Annotated in this window: 13 protein-coding genes; 9 read left to right on the forward strand and 4 right to left on the reverse strand. The window is 60.0% G+C overall.

The features are described 5' to 3' along the window. The first annotated feature begins 284 nt into the window (after positions 1-284). From tssI to C4J90_RS09170, 4 genes are read left to right on the forward strand one after another with little or no spacing between them, the layout of a single operon-like run. Complete coding sequence (gene tssI / locus C4J90_RS09155; RefSeq protein WP_124419664.1) at positions 285-2,303, forward strand: type VI secretion system tip protein TssI/VgrG; 2,019 nt, start codon at positions 285-287, stop codon at positions 2,301-2,303. After that, positions 2,303-3,139, forward strand: a complete 837-nt coding sequence (locus C4J90_RS09160) for a DUF4123 domain-containing protein (RefSeq protein WP_124421195.1) — start codon at positions 2,303-2,305, stop codon at positions 3,137-3,139. The genes tssI and C4J90_RS09160 overlap by 1 nt, the downstream gene beginning before the upstream one ends. Next, positions 3,132-3,905 carry a hypothetical protein gene (locus C4J90_RS09165; protein WP_164488011.1) on the forward strand — a complete coding sequence of 258 codons (774 nt, stop codon included), beginning with the start codon at positions 3,132-3,134 and terminating at the stop codon, positions 3,903-3,905. Before C4J90_RS09160 ends, C4J90_RS09165 begins: the two co-directional genes overlap by 8 nt. Before the next feature lie 14 nt (positions 3,906-3,919). Continuing rightward, positions 3,920-6,070 carry a lipase family protein gene (locus C4J90_RS09170; protein WP_124419665.1) on the forward strand — a complete coding sequence of 717 codons (2,151 nt, stop codon included), beginning with the start codon at positions 3,920-3,922 and terminating at the stop codon, positions 6,068-6,070. A gap of 9 nt (positions 6,071-6,079) precedes the next feature. Here the strand turns inward: C4J90_RS09170 and codA are convergent, their stop codons facing one another. From codA to C4J90_RS09190, 4 genes are all read right to left on the reverse strand, one after another. After that, positions 6,080-7,315, reverse strand: a complete 1,236-nt coding sequence (codA, locus tag C4J90_RS09175) for a cytosine deaminase (RefSeq protein WP_124366529.1) — start codon at positions 7,313-7,315, stop codon at positions 6,080-6,082. A 65-nt stretch (positions 7,316-7,380) separates the two neighbouring features. After that, positions 7,381-8,649, reverse strand: coding sequence for a cytosine permease (gene codB / locus C4J90_RS09180; protein WP_124362100.1), 1,269 nt, complete (start codon positions 8,647-8,649; stop codon positions 7,381-7,383). A 238-nt stretch (positions 8,650-8,887) separates the two neighbouring features. Further along, entirely contained in the window at positions 8,888-9,244 is a 357-nt protein-coding gene (gene queD / locus C4J90_RS09185) for a 6-carboxytetrahydropterin synthase QueD (protein WP_017736453.1), read from the reverse strand. Positions 9,245-9,320: 76 nt separating this feature from the next. Further along, positions 9,321-10,400: a patatin-like phospholipase family protein gene (locus C4J90_RS09190; RefSeq protein WP_124362101.1), complete on the reverse strand. Its 1,080-nt coding sequence runs from the start codon at positions 10,398-10,400 to the stop codon at positions 9,321-9,323. A gap of 183 nt (positions 10,401-10,583) precedes the next feature. Between C4J90_RS09190 and C4J90_RS09195 the strand changes: the two genes are divergently transcribed. Genes C4J90_RS09195 through C4J90_RS26855 form a run of 5 tightly spaced genes read left to right on the forward strand, consistent with a single transcriptional unit; the run spans position 10,584 to position 13,478 of the window. Then, positions 10,584-10,886, forward strand: a complete 303-nt coding sequence (locus C4J90_RS09195) for a PepSY domain-containing protein (protein ID WP_124362102.1) — start codon at positions 10,584-10,586, stop codon at positions 10,884-10,886. Beyond that, positions 10,886-11,197: a PepSY domain-containing protein gene (locus C4J90_RS09200; protein WP_124362103.1), complete on the forward strand. Its 312-nt coding sequence runs from the start codon at positions 10,886-10,888 to the stop codon at positions 11,195-11,197. The genes C4J90_RS09195 and C4J90_RS09200 overlap by 1 nt, the downstream gene beginning before the upstream one ends. Beyond that, positions 11,197-11,865 (forward strand): response regulator transcription factor, encoded by a 669-nt coding sequence (locus C4J90_RS09205; RefSeq protein WP_124362104.1) that lies wholly within the window; start codon positions 11,197-11,199, stop codon positions 11,863-11,865. The genes C4J90_RS09200 and C4J90_RS09205 overlap by 1 nt, the downstream gene beginning before the upstream one ends. Next, positions 11,862-13,175 (forward strand): sensor histidine kinase, encoded by a 1,314-nt coding sequence (locus tag C4J90_RS09210; protein ID WP_124362105.1) that lies wholly within the window; start codon positions 11,862-11,864, stop codon positions 13,173-13,175. Before C4J90_RS09205 ends, C4J90_RS09210 begins: the two co-directional genes overlap by 4 nt. Before the next feature lie 36 nt (positions 13,176-13,211). Beyond that, on the forward strand, positions 13,212-13,478 hold the full coding sequence (locus tag C4J90_RS26855; RefSeq protein ID WP_164488012.1) for a hypothetical protein: 267 nt from the start codon (positions 13,212-13,214) through the stop codon (positions 13,476-13,478). Positions 13,479-13,908 lie beyond the last annotated feature (430 nt).

Here is a 13,908-nt window from a genome sequence, read left to right on the forward strand (position 1 = left end):
CATGGTGATGTGGGTCAGCTATTTCCTTAATGGGTAGTTCTATTTGGAAGTGTCGAAGTAAGAATTTTCTTATTGTTGATAATTTGTTTATTAAACGAATTTCTTATTTTGTAAAAGACACTTCCAACCTTGTCGTACGAAACTTCTTTTTTATTTTCCAAGGGCCGAATTTTCCCTGAGATCGCTAAGCTTCAAGGCGTTCAGGCGCTTTTTCTCGGCCAGTATTCGGCAGTCAACGAGGAGAGCTTTTAATCAGCGAGTTATGGATTGGCGGGTAACAACGGATGGTTGATGCGTTTGTTTCGTCACGTTTCAAATTAATGATCCAAGGCGTCACTGCCCACTTGCAGGTACTCGCTTTCAACGGCAGTGAGTGTCTTGATCAACCGTATTTCATCCAGGTGCAATTCGTCAGCGAAAGCCCTGACCTGGATCTGGAGGCGTTGCTTCATCAGCCGGTCTATCTGTACCTGGGCGAAACGGAGCAAGGCCTGCACGGGTTGGTCTATACCATCGGCCGCGATGCTCCGGGTGCCCGGCTCACCCGTTATCACCTTACCCTCGCGCCCCGCCTGGCCTGCCTTGCCCATCGCCGCGACCAGCGGGTTTTCCAGCAGCGTAGCGTGCCGCAGATGATTGCCAGCGTTCTTGAACAGCACGGCATCCTGGCAGATGCCTACGCCTTCGAGCTCGGCCCGGTGGTTTATCCGCTTCGGCTCTTTTGCGTGCAGTATGCGGAAACGGACCTGCACTTCATCCAGCGCTTGTGCGAGGAGGAGGGTATCCATTACCACTTCCGCCATAGTGTCGACGGTCATCTGCTGGTGTTCGGGGATGATCAAACCGTATTTCAGCGCCTGCCGATGCAGCGATATTGCTCGACGATCGATCCACTGGCCGCAACGAAGGGTATTTACCGCTTCGATGTACGCCTGCAAACCCGCAGCCGGCGAACGGTGCGCCGCGACCATGACTTCGAACACCCGTCGCTGCGGTTGCAGGATACCGCCGGCGGTGTACCGGACGCGGCGCTTGAAGACTACCGTTATCCAGCCGGTTTCACCGGCCATGCACGGGGGGCGCAACTGGCGCGTCGCAGCCTGGAGCGACATCAATCCGACCGCCATTGCGCGTCAGGCAAGAGCGACCAGCCCCTGTTGCGCAGTGGCCATTTTCTTGAGTTGCAAGGCCATCCGGATCCGGTCTGCAACGACCTGTGGCTGATCACCTCGGTGCGTCACGAAGGCTATCAGCCGCAGGTGCTGGAGGAAGTGGTAGTCGATACGGACACCTTCGTCGGGTATCGCAACCGCTTCATTGCGACCCCCTGGCGTGCGGTGCATCGACCCCCGCTCAAACATCCCAAGCCGTCCATCAACGGCAGCCAAACGGCGACTGTTACAGGGCCTGCGGATGAAGAGGTGCACTGCGATGCCTATGGTCGAGTGAAGGTGCGGTTTCATTGGGATCGCCTGGACCAGACGGATGACAAGAGCAGCTGTTGGGTAAGGGTTGCCTCCGGGTGGGCCGGTGCCGGGTTTGGCGCCATGATGATTCCACGGGTGGGCATGGAGGTGTTGGTGACCTTCCTGGAGGGCGATCCGGACCGGCCATTGATCAACGGTTGCCTGCCCAATGCGTCGCAGATGCCGGCTTATTCCCTGCCGCAGCACAAGACCCGCAGCGTGTTGCGCAGTCGCAGCGTCCCCGGGGGCGCGGGCAGCAACGAGCTGCATCTTGAAGACCGCCGTGGCGAGGAGCTGATCTACCTGCGCGCCCAGCGTGACCTGGAGCAGCAGGTGGGCCATGACAGCCGTTTGGAGGTGTCTGGTGAGCGCAGTGAAATCATCCGAGGCTTGAGCACGGTGCGTCTTGAGAGCGGAGAGCAGCGCCACATCACCGGCGACCGCAGTATTGCGCTGACGGCAAACGACCATCTGGCCGTGCAAGGCGATAGCTACACCCAGGTGGCACAGGTCATGGTGATCGAAGCCGGTCAACAGATTCACCTGAAGGCGGGTGCCAGCCTTGTCATCGATGCAGGCGCGCAGTTGAGTTTCAAGGCCGGCGGCGAGCATTTGCAGATTCAGGCCGGCGGGATTTTCAGCAGCCGGCCCATCACCGTCGGTGGCGCGCCATCCGCTGCAAGGTCGGCCAGCCCAGCGTCTGTTGCGGCTACGCCTGAAGTCTCTGTTGTGCAGGGCCTCATCATGGACATGGCCCGCCAACTGGACGCGGATTTTTGCCCGATCTGCGAGCGTTGTCGCGAAGGCCAATGCGATTTCGCCGGGAGAGCCGCATGATGCAAGACTTGGCTTATCAATGGATGGCGCAGCAACAACAGGCGGGGCGTCGTTTATGCCTCATGCTCGAAGCAAATAATGAGAACTGCCAGTCGCTGATGGCGGCTCGCGACCCCTCGCAGTATTGCCAGCTCTATGGGGAAACAGCGGCAGCCGGCCTGGCGAGCAGGGGCCCCGTAATGCTGATGTTGGAGCAGATAGGGGAGCCTGCGCTGGTCAATCATCTGCAAAGTCCGGAGGCAAACCGGGGATGGCTGGGCAGTTTACCCAGCGATGACCTGGGTGTTGTGATCCGACATTGGCGTGAGCGACTGCTGGTCGGGCCAGAAGACGAAAAGGCCCTGTACCGTTTTCACGACAACCGCACCCTGGCCCGTGCCATGGCGTATCTGCCGGCAGAACAATGGCCCATCTACTTGGGCCCGCTGACCAGCGTGTGTTACTGGCATGAAGGCCGCTGGTGCAGCCGCGACAATCCCGCGCCGGGCGAGTATGCGGTCCCCGATCCCGCGCCCTGGTTGCAGGCGCCCAACCCTCAGACCGCGACCATTCTGCAGGCCAATATCCTGCGCTACCTGCTGGCCGAGCACAGTGAAGACCTGGCTGCTCTGGTGGAGTTTCACGACCCCAGGATCTGGCTGGCCCAAGTATTGGAGCAGGCCCGAAGCTGGCAATGGCGTTTGCCCGAGCAACTTGAGTTTCTGGTGGTGGGCCGGTTGGAAGAGGCGACTCGGGGCAGTGTCATTCGGTGGCAACCGTTAGAGGGGGAGGCACCGGGACAGCATTTTGAGCGGGTGCTGGAGCAGTGGCGCAAGGAGGGGCTCAAGGATGAGTAGCTGGATGGGACGTGCAGTGCTGGCTGTTGGAATGATGTGGCTTACGGGGTGCGCGGGGAAGGCTGCGGATAGCTTTACGCTGGAGGTGGATTTGCCGGCCGAGTTTGAACTTAAAACGGCGGCTAATTACCGACCTGCGCCGGGTGAAATCTGCACGCTGCCGCGGCGTCGGGGCAAGAGGCCCGAGAGGAAAGTCTTTTTTACTGACTACAAGCCTTCAGCGAGCCGGGTGAGTTATGAGTTGCCGTTGAGTGAAAGAGTGGAAGGATGTCCTTTGGTATTGGCGAGTGTGGAATTCAACTTCAATGCCAAATGGGGCACGCGGAACGCAGATTTCGGAGGGGATTATGCCCACATTGCCTTTAGGGATCGCCTGGAGACACCCGGGATGCCGGCATCAGGGGTTCAGCAGTTAAAGGGGGTGTGTCAGTGGTGGTTTCGAACGATAGGTCCTGCTCACGGAATCAGGAAGATTCTGCAGTGCCGTTCGATAGACGCTACGGGGCAACTGCAAAACGCGCGACCAGGAGGTGTCGCACAACGCGATCAGTTGCCAGGGAAAACACTCAGGATGGAGTTGACTGTGACCGATGAGGAACAGCCTGCTTTTGACAATAAATGGGTAGCTGTTCCAGGCGGATGGAAGCGTTGCCGAGGCAAGAGTTTCGAAGATATGTACGCTTTCTGCAACGGCGATACGACCCACTTCAAACCTATAAAAATGCCGGATGGTCGCATTTGTGATGTTTACCCGTCGTGTAATTAATAAGGAGAAAATTCATGAATCAGGACGCACGGAAGCAATCTTTTTTCAGTGATATTAAACCGGCCTGTGCATTGCGAGGACACTGGGTAAGTTTTTGTCTAGTTGATGAACTCGGTGTGGGGACGACTTATGGCGGCCTGCGGTACACCGTCCACGACAGTACCGGGCAACGATACGAAGGTAGATTAAACGAAGAAGGTTTCGCGAAGCTGCAGAATATTTATTGCGGGCCAGTTGTGCTTTTCTTCGACGATCCCTATTCGGGAGTAGAGCAGCTGTACCAGGAGTTGATGGTCCGATGTACGTATGCGCTCCCTATCACGGAACTTCAATTTCGCGCTGAACAAACGCGGTTTTCCAACACTCATGGCCAGCGAACCGAGAATAATCCTGTACGGCAGAAAGCCGACCGGTTCTATCAAGTCGAAGTCCGTGACTTAGTCCGGCATGCCGCCCATTTGCCGCCGATAGAACCACGCGCCCACCGCCCAAAAAGCCATGCTTTGAAAATGATGGCGGAACTTGGATTTGGCCCGCCCGAGCCAACCTTGGCGGGTATTGTATTGTTCCCCAACTACCACACAGCTCTTGAAGTGCGGCCACTGCGGGCGTTACGCCCAATGTTATCCACGCAAGACAGCTTCTGCGCCCTGAACCTGTATCAGTTGGCATTGTTTGCTGCGATGAGCTACTGCGATTTCGGCCAGGAGCCACCCATAAACCCTTTGGATAAGGTCGGCTTCCCGCAGGACCCCAGCGTTGGAAATCTGTTCGCCGAGCAGCTGTCGGGGTATCACGAAGCCTGGCGGATCGATCCGAAGCAAGAGCAGCGCTTTTATCCGCTGTATGAAGAAGTCCCTTATTCAAGACGCTTTGAAATCCTGCCCTTCGATCCCGAGTTGTACCCGCAAAATCGCCCGGAACTGAAAGAGGAGCAGGAGCACCCTGCGCGCTTGCACTTTTTCGATGACGAAAAAGACGGTACCGACACCCAGGCTTTTATCACTCACCACGATGAGGTGGTCCTGATATCTGTGCGAGGCACATTCAGCAGAGCCGACGCGCTGCGCGATGCAAATGCCCACCAAGTGGCTTTCGCTGACGGTGTCGGCAAGGCGCATGAAGGTTTTTATCAGGCATACCGAGCGATGCGCAGTTTCGTGACGCAATACCTTGACCAATTCTACATGGGGCAGCGAATTGTCATCTGCGGCCACAGCCTCGGCGGGGCGATTGCCTTGCTACTCGCTGAAGGGCTGCGGCGCATCCCGGACGCCAACTACAACATCCTGCTCTATACCTACGGTGCGCCCCGCGCCGCTGATTCCGAATTCACCGCAGGCGCCCGCGCCCTGGTCCATCACCGCATCGTCAACCACAATGATCCCGTCCCCAGTGTGCCGGCGCCGTGGATGAACACCACTGCCAAACTCTGGGTGCCAGGCGCCGTCACCTTATTTAGTGCCCCCACCGCCGGCGGCTTGTTGTTTGCCGCTGGCCTGGTACGCGTCGGTGGGAGTGCCTACCAGCACCATGGTGAACAGCAGCACTTCATGCCGATTAGACTTGCCGATGGCACACACGCTTCGGTGTTGTGGAAACCTGGCTGTGAGTCGATCCAGGAGGCTGGTTGTAATCGAGCGCTGCAGTTACACGGCGACATGCCCGACCGCGACAACCTGTTGCGGCAACTGTTCCAGGCCAACCAGCACTTCATGACCGCCAGCTATATTCCCGCAGCCTGGGCGACATTGCGGCGCTGGCAGCAAACCCTGGAGAGCCAGGAGCCTCTGGTGACCGCGAGGGAGTTCGAGCTGGTGGATAGCGCGCTCGCAGACATGCGCGAGCAGTTAAGGACCAAACGCCGCGACCTTGCCCGTTCGCGCCCGGCCAATGACCGTAGCCATGAGCACAACGACGCCTTGAACGCCGAGATCGACCGTTTGCACACCAGTCGCGAGCGCCTGGCCAGCCTGCGCTGGCGCCGCCTCGATGCGCGCGATGTGTACGGTAGCCATGCCCACAGTGCCAATCTGCAACTGGGTCTCAAACGCTGGTTCACTCACCGGGAAAACCGCGCCTTGTCCCAGGTGGCCAGTGTTCCGTCACCCCTCCACAGCGACCGGGGAAAAGCGCAAATACTGGACATCGACGCGATCGTCTAGCTCAGTGCATTACACAAACTCCACCTGCGCCGGCTGACGTTTCATCAGCACCTTGCCGTTGCGGATCGAATACAACGGCAGGCCCTGGCTGCGAATCACCTCATAATCACTGTCTGCAGAGAGGACCAACAGGTTGGCCGGTCGACCGGGTTCCAGGCCGTACCGGTCGCCGAGGGCCATGGCCTTGGCGCTGTTGTCGGTGACCAGGTCCAGGGCGTTCTGCAGGTTGCGGTAGCCGAGCATATGGCAGATGTGCAAACCGGCTTCCAATACGCGCAGGATGTTGCCGTTGCCCAACGGGTACCAGGGGTCGACGATGGAGTCCTGGCCGAAACACACGTTCATGCCGGCTTCGAGCAGTTCGTTGACGCGTGTGACGCCCCGGCGTTTGGGGAAGCTGTCAAAGCGGCCTTGCAAGTGGATACTTTCGGTGGGGCAGGAGACGAAGCTGATGCCGGAGTGACCCAGCAGGCGAAACAGTTTGGCGCAGTAGGCGTTGTCGTAGGAGCCCATGGCCGTGGTGTGGCTGGCGGTGACGCGAGCACCCATGTCGCGGCTGCGTGCTTCCTCGGCCAGCACTTCGAGAAAGCGTGAGTGCGGGTCGTCGGTTTCGTCGCAGTGGACATCCACCAGGCAGCCGGTGCGTTCGGCCAGGTCCATGAGGAACTTCACCGAACTCACCCCTTGATCGCGGGTGTACTCGAAGTGGGGGATGCCGCCGATGACGTCGGCGCCCAGGCGAATGGCTTCTTCCATCAACTCACGGCCATTGCGGAAAGACTCGATGCCTTCCTGGGGAAAGGCAACGATTTGCAGGTCGATCAGGTGCGAGCTTTCTTCGCGCACTTGCAGCATGGCTTTGAGCGCGGTGAGGTCCGGGTCGGTCACGTCGACGTGGGTGCGCACATGCTGGATACCGTGGGCGGCGAGGGCCTGGATGGTTTTTTTGGCGCGGGTTTTGGTGTCTTCCTCCGTGATGGTGGCTTTGCGTTCCCCCCAGCATTCGATGCCTTCGAACAGGGTGCCGCTCATGTTCCAGCGTGGTTCGCCGGCGGTAAGGGTGGCGTCCAGGTGAATGTGCGGTTCGACGAAGGGCGGGATCACCAGATTGCCGGCGGCATCCAGGTCGCCGGTCATTAAGGTCGGAATGCTTGTTTGTGCAGTGATGCTGGCGATCCGGCCATGTTCCAGGTGCAGATCATGCAGGCCTTCACGGTTGCGCAGGCGGGCATTGATGATGTGCATGGGCAAGTTCCTCTTGGCTAAATTCAATCAGGCGGCCATCAGGTTACCATTGGCAGTGCTCAGGCTCATGCAGGGGCGTCTGCCAGAGGTTCGCGCACGCGCAGTAAAGCAATGAGCAGCATGTAGGTGAGTGACGCGGCAGCGATCCCCACCAGCGGTGCAACCCAGGGTGAGTTGAACGCCAACAGCGTGCCCACCGCGTACGCCGCCAGCCCGGGCCAATTGAACGCGGGCAGGCGGGCATCCGCCAGGCGTGGGTATTGGCCGCGATAACGGTAGAAGAAGTCCGCCATGATCACCCCGCCAATCGGCGGGATCACCGTGCCCAACAGAATCAGGTACGGCACGAGCATGTCGTACATGCCCAGCAAGGCGAGCAGGGTGCCGATCACTGCACCGGCCAGGGTCACGGTTTTGCGCCGCCGGGTGCGCAGCAGGTTGCAGCCGGCGACGGCGAAGTTGTAGATGGTGTTGTCCTGAGTGCTCCAGATATTGAGCAGCAGCATGGCCATCGCCGCCATGGCGAAACCCTGCAGCAGCAAGACTTCCACTACGTCAGGCTGCTGATAAACGATTGCGCCGTAGGCTCCGATCAACACCATCAGGCCGTTGCCGATAAAAAAGCCGATCAGGCTGGCCAGTACCGCGACCTTGGCCGAGCGAGAAAACCGCGTCCAGTTGGTGGCCTGGGTTGCGCCGCTGACAAAGGTGCCGAACACCAGGGTGATCGCCGTGGACAGGTCCAGCTCGGCGGTCGGCACCACCGCCAGCAGGCCGTCCAGCCCGCCAACCTTTACGGTCGCGACCCACATCGACAGCACCAGCAGAATGCCCATGGCGGGCACCGCGATGTAAGACAGGATTTCCAGCCCGCGATACCCCACGTATGCCGTGGCACAGAACACCAGGCCAAACACCACCATCAATGCCAATACGCTGCCCTGGCTCAATTCAAAATACTTGCCCAGCACCACGGCGGCCGTGGCGGTGCCCCAGGCATACCAGCCGATCTGGGTGAACCCGAGGATCAGGTCACTGAGCTTGCTGCCGATTTCACCAAAGCAGAAACGCCCCATCAATACCGAGTTCAAACCGCTCCTGAAGGCGATGTAGCCCAGGCCCGCGGCGTAGATACCCAGCAGCAGGTTACCCAGGGCCACAACGCCGAGCATGTCGATAAAGCTGAAGGCCACCCCCAGCTTGCCGCCGGCAAACATGGTCGCCGTAAAAAATGTGAACCCCAGCAGCACCATGGCCGTGGAGGCCAGGCCCTTGCGCGCATGCAGGGGCACTTCGCTGAGCGGGTAATCGTTACCGGATTCTTGCTGGGTCATGTGCCTTGCTCCCTGGATAATGACGCAGGCCTGTTGCACCGTGCGTGCCAAAACGGCGGCGCGGATGCATGCGCCCTGGGGCGCCCGGTAGTTATAGCCAATGGCAGGGAAGTCGTCGGCGCAAGGGGAACTGCTGGCCCATCAAGCGCGAAAGCGGTGCAGCCGTGATACAAATCGGATCAGTCGAGGGCAGGCATAAAAAAACCACCCGCAGGTGGTTTTTTCAACAGTCCAGGACTTACTCGCCGCGATAGATACATCCGCTGGTGCACGTCTCATGGATGCGAATCGCGCTGAGTTCCGGCAGCAAGGGTTTCAATTCAGTCCAGATCCACTTGGCCAGCACTTCGCTGGTGGGGTTTTCCAGGCCGGGGATGTCGTTGAGGTAGTTGTGGTCGAGACGCTCGTAGAGCGGCTTGAAAATCGCCTTGATTTCCGAGAAGTCGCGAATCCAGCCGGTATGGGGATCCAGGTCGCCGCTCAAGTGGATCGCCACCTTGAACGAATGCCCGTGCAGGCGTCCGCATTTATGGCCGTCGGGGACATGGGGCAGGCGGTGGGCGGATTCGAACGTAAACTCTTTGAAGATTTCCACGGTATTTTCAGCTCGGTCAGGTATCTGGCAGGCGGCGAGTTTAACAGCTTGACCCGTCGCCGCGCATACCGCTGGGTCAAAGTGCTTGCAAACGCTCGCCCAGTCCACCGTTGTCCGCCAGCTGCAGAAACTCGTCGCCCAACCGCCGACTCTCGCTCATTGCCGTCTGCCAGTATTTGTTGCGACTTTTGTCGTCGCCCATGAAGCGCTTGAAGTCGCTACGGTCCGGCAATTTGCCGTGAGGCAGGCGGGCCAGGTAGTCCCTGGACGGTGCCAGCAGCAAGACATCCTGCAAACCCTGTGGATTGCTGCGCCGCCATGGCAGGCCTTTGTCGAACCAGCCCGGAATGACCCGGTCGGTAAAGTGCGGGTACAACACGATATCGTCGCCGCAGTAGGGCAGGTCGAGGTGGTAGTCCAACAAGCCGCCGTCGCGGTAGGTTCCGGCGCCTGCACCAGGCAGGTCGCGTACGCCCTGCATCACCATGGGAATCGAGCCGGACGCCAGCAGCGCCTGGCGCAGGTTGCTCATTTCCAGTGCAAGGAAGCGCGACGGAAAATCCTTCAGCGGGTGCACCGGGGGCGCCTGGCGGGGGTCGTGGACGATCAGGCGTTCGAAATGCCGCGACAACCGCGCGCGGCCGCGCAGGTTATCGGCGATCACCGAGGACAGGCCCAGGCCCAGCCGGCCTCGGTGGTCATCGGCGAGCAGGCCATGGCTTTTCACCACCATGATGTTCAGGCGATAGTCGGGGTTGTCCAGCACCTGTGCATCGCGGCCGGCCAGCAGGTCGTCGAGCATGCGCTCACAGCTCTGGCTGACTTCGGTCATGGTCACGCCTTTGGCAAAACGCTGCTCGTTATACAGGCGGCCCAGGTCGAGCAAGCCTTGCACCGGGTCGGGCAGGCAAGCGCTGGCAAATCGCCAGGAACCGATGGACGCACCGATCAGCGCGCGCTCCCGAGGCGCACGCGCCAGCCAGTCGCCGAACAGCGCCAGGTCAAGGCCCTGAATGCCCAGGGCCTTGGGGCCGCCGGCCGCGCCGGGAAGGATGCCAACGTCAGCAGGCGCAAGGCCTTGCTCGCGAATACGAGTGAAGGCGCGCGTGCCGGCCTTGAGCGTCAGCGCGGGGAATTTGATGTGAATGGCGGTCATACACGTCTCGGGCAGGGGCGAGGGTGCTCGCGAAAAACGTTAACGATAAGGGTTGTATCCAGAGTAAACAGTATGGCGTGGGAGATCGAAGCGAAATTGCCATGGTGGCAATTCAGTTTCAGTTAAGTTGCCGCGCGTACCGTGATCAGGTGTAGGAAAAACATCCTGAAACGGAGACTCATCATGAAGCGCCTTACAGCGCTGGTCGCCGCCGGTATCATTGCATCCTCGATCACGCAGGGCTGGGCAATGGACCCCGACAAACCGCTGAAATTGCCTGGCACTGTTACCATTGTCGCCTTCGATCAGCTTGAAGCCACGGCCCTGGCCTTGCATCCGGGTTCCACCTTGCTGGGCACTGACCTGGACGAGGAGTACGGCAAGTACGTCTACCAGGTCGAACTGGAAGATGCCCATGGCCTTGAGTGGGACGTTGAATTGGATGCGCTCACCGGGCACGTTCTCAAGAATCATCAGGACACGTAATGACGCTATATCGACGCGCCGGTAGTCTGGTGCTGCTGGCGCTCCTGGCCTTTTGCTCAAGCCTGGCCGCTCGCGACCTCAATCAGGATGAAGCCTTGGCGCTGCGCCAGCAGGGGGTGATCCTGCCGCTGGAGGACCTGTTGCATACGGCCATGTCACGCTACCCTGGAGCCCGGCTGCTGGAGGCGGAGCTGGAGAAAAAGCACGGCGAATATGCCTATGAAGTGGAACTGGTGACCACCGAAGGCGTAGTGCGCGAAATCAAGCTCGACGCAACCAACGGTACATTGATCAAAGATAAGGAAGACTGATGCGCCTGCTCCTGGTGGAAGACAACGTCCCGCTGGCCGATGAGCTGCTGGCCGGCCTGCAGCGCCAAGGCTATGCGGTCGACTGGCTGGCCGATGGGCGCGACGCGGCGTACCAGGGGCGCAGCGAACCCTATGACCTGATTATCCTCGACCTTGGCCTGCCGGGTTTGCCGGGGCTGGAGGTGCTGGCGCAATGGCGCGCGGCAGCCCTGGCCACGCCGGTGCTGGTGCTGACGGCGCGTGATTCCTGGGCCGAACGTATCGAGGGGCTCAAGGCCGGCGCCGATGATTACCTGAGCAAGCCGTTTCACCCCGAAGAACTGCACCTGCGCATTCAGGCGCTGTTACGAAGGTCTCACGGGCATGCCAACCAGCCGACCCTGCAAGCCGCCGGCCTGCACCTGGACGAAGGCCGCCAGTGCGTGCTGCGCGACGGTGAAGAGATCCAGCTCACGGCAGCCGAGTTCCGCCTGTTGCGTTATTTCATGCTGCACCCCGAACAGATCCTGTCGAAAAGCCATCTGGCCGAGCATCTTTATGACGGCGAGACCGAGCGCGATTCCAACGTGCTGGAAGTCCACGTCAATCATCTGCGCCGCAAGCTGGGGCGCAGCGTGATCGAAACCCGGCGTGGCCAGGGCTACCGGTTTGGCGCCAGCCCTGCATGAAATCGATCCAGCGGCGCTTGAGCCTGGGGTTGATCAGCGTGCTGGTGATCGTCGGCGTGGTGCTGGCGCAAACCAGCCTGTGGCTGTTCGAAGCCGGTTTGCAGCGTTATCTGGAGGCCGGCCTGCGCAACGACAGCGAAAACCTGCTGGTGGCGCTGGTGCGTGGGCCCAACGGCGTACAGTTGGATGAGCATCGCCTGTCGCCCGCCTATCAACGCCCCTTCTCGGGGCATTACTTCCGCATCGATTTTGCCGACACTCACTGGCGCTCCCGCTCCTTGTGGGACCAGGAACTGCCGACGCTCCCCGAGGCCGGGATCAAGGGCAACCTGCAACTGGGGCCTGAAGGCCAGAAACTGCTGGTATTGCGCTCCGACTACAAACGCTTCGGCCTGCCGATCTCCATCAGCGTGGCGCAGGACTACACGCCGGTACGGGAAAGCTTTCGCCTGATGCGCCAGATCGGCCTGGTACTGGGGCTGGCGGCATTGCTGGTGGTGCTGGTATTACAACGGATCACCGTGCGCCGCGCCTTGCGCCCGTTGGAAACTGCTCGCAATCAGATTGCTCAGTTGCAACAGGGCCAGCGTTCGCAACTGGACACCCAGGTGCCGCTGGAGCTGGAGCCGCTGGTGGCGCAGATCAACCATTTGCTGGCACACACCGAAGACAGCCTCAAGCGCTCGCGCAATGCCCTGGGCAACCTGGGGCACGCGCTGAAAACCCCATTGGCGGTGATGTTGAGTGCGGCGTCGAGCGAGGCACTCAGGGATCAGCCGCAGTTGAGCAAGTTGTTGCGCGACCAGCTTGAGCAGGTGCAGCAGCGCCTCAACCGCGAGCTCAATCGCGCGCGCCTGGCTGGCGAAACCCTGCCGGGGGCGTTGTTCGACTGTGAAAAAGAACTGCCGGGGCTGTTGGCTACCCTGAACATGATCCACGGCGAACACCTGGACCTGCGCTACCACGTCGCCCCCGGCCTGCAACTGCCCTGGGACCGTGAAGATTTGCTCGAGTTGCTCGGCAACCTGCTGGACAACGCCTGCAAATGGGCGGATGCCGAAGTACGACTGAGCGTGAGTGAGACGCCGCACAGCTACCTGCTGGCCGTCGAAGACGATGGCCCCGGCATTCCCGAGACCCAGCGTGACCAAGTGTTCAGCCGTGGCGCACGCCTGGATGAGCAGGTCGACGGCCACGGTCTGGGGCTGGGCATCGTGCGCGATATCGTCGAGGTGTGGGGCGGGACGTTGCAGTTGCAGGAAAGCGAGTTGGGCGGGCTCAAAGCGTTGATCGAATTGCCCAGGCGGTAGTGCCGATTTAAAAATGTGGGAGGGGGCTTGCCCCCGATGGCCATAGGTATCTACACAACTTTTGTAGCATCAGCCTACGGTAACCACGATGCGAAGCGAGCCGCTCTTGATCTTGCTTTTGATCTTGCTTTTGATCTTGCTTTTGATCTTGCTTTTGATCTTGCTTTTGATCTTGCTTTTGATCTTGCTCTTGATCTTGCTCTTGATCTTGCTCTTGCTCTTGATCTTAGGCGCCCCGTTAAACCACGCTGGCCGGAATTCGATAGTGATTTGGGGGGTAAACCGGCAGGGATGCCGGTTTAGCCGCCCCGCGCCATGGATGGCGCGTGGCGGCGGCCCCCCAAATCACTGTCGGATTACGGGCGCACCGAGCCTAGGCGAGGTGCCGAGTGGTGGGGCAAGAGCGTTTTGCTTACTTTTGCGCTTTTCAAAAGTGAGACGCCGTAAGGGCGGAACCCTAAGCCGCCGTTACCGCAGCAACGGATATGTACTCGCCTTGATCCAACATCTTGGTCGGCTGTCAGGCCGCTATCGGGGGCAAGCCCCCTCCCACATTTGGATCGCGCGGCATCAGTCAGATAGCTATAGGCCGCCAAGTCGCCACGGGCGCAAGCTCCCTCGTCACAGGTTCAGGGCCGTGCCAAAGTTGTGTAGATACCTATGCCCCGATGAGGGAGTGTCGTCAACACATCAGTGACTGACCCACCGCCATCGGGGGCGAGTCGAATCGTCG

Origin of the sequence: Pseudomonas sp. R2-60-08W (assembly GCF_003852335.1) — a bacterium.
GTDB lineage: Bacteria > Pseudomonadota > Gammaproteobacteria > Pseudomonadales > Pseudomonadaceae > Aquipseudomonas.

Coding starts and splice junctions, on each gene's coding strand:
- tssI (WP_124419664.1), top strand. CDS start 285: ATGGTTGATGCGTTTGTTTCGTCACGTTTCAAATTAATGATCCAAGGC.
- C4J90_RS09160 (WP_124421195.1), top strand. CDS start 2,303: ATGCAAGACTTGGCTTATCAATGGATGGCGCAGCAACAACAGGCGGGG.
- C4J90_RS09165 (WP_164488011.1), top strand. CDS start 3,132: ATGAGTAGCTGGATGGGACGTGCAGTGCTGGCTGTTGGAATGATGTGG.
- C4J90_RS09170 (WP_124419665.1), top strand. CDS start 3,920: ATGAATCAGGACGCACGGAAGCAATCTTTTTTCAGTGATATTAAACCG.
- codA (WP_124366529.1), bottom strand. CDS start 7,315: ATGCACATCATCAATGCCCGCCTGCGCAACCGTGAAGGCCTGCATGAT.
- codB (WP_124362100.1), bottom strand. CDS start 8,649: ATGACCCAGCAAGAATCCGGTAACGATTACCCGCTCAGCGAAGTGCCC.
- C4J90_RS09190 (WP_124362101.1), bottom strand. CDS start 10,400: ATGACCGCCATTCACATCAAATTCCCCGCGCTGACGCTCAAGGCCGGC.
- C4J90_RS09195 (WP_124362102.1), top strand. CDS start 10,584: ATGAAGCGCCTTACAGCGCTGGTCGCCGCCGGTATCATTGCATCCTCG.
- C4J90_RS09200 (WP_124362103.1), top strand. CDS start 10,886: ATGACGCTATATCGACGCGCCGGTAGTCTGGTGCTGCTGGCGCTCCTG.
- C4J90_RS09205 (WP_124362104.1), top strand. CDS start 11,197: ATGCGCCTGCTCCTGGTGGAAGACAACGTCCCGCTGGCCGATGAGCTG.
- C4J90_RS09210 (WP_124362105.1), top strand. CDS start 11,862: ATGAAATCGATCCAGCGGCGCTTGAGCCTGGGGTTGATCAGCGTGCTG.
- C4J90_RS26855 (WP_164488012.1), top strand. CDS start 13,212: ATGGCCATAGGTATCTACACAACTTTTGTAGCATCAGCCTACGGTAAC.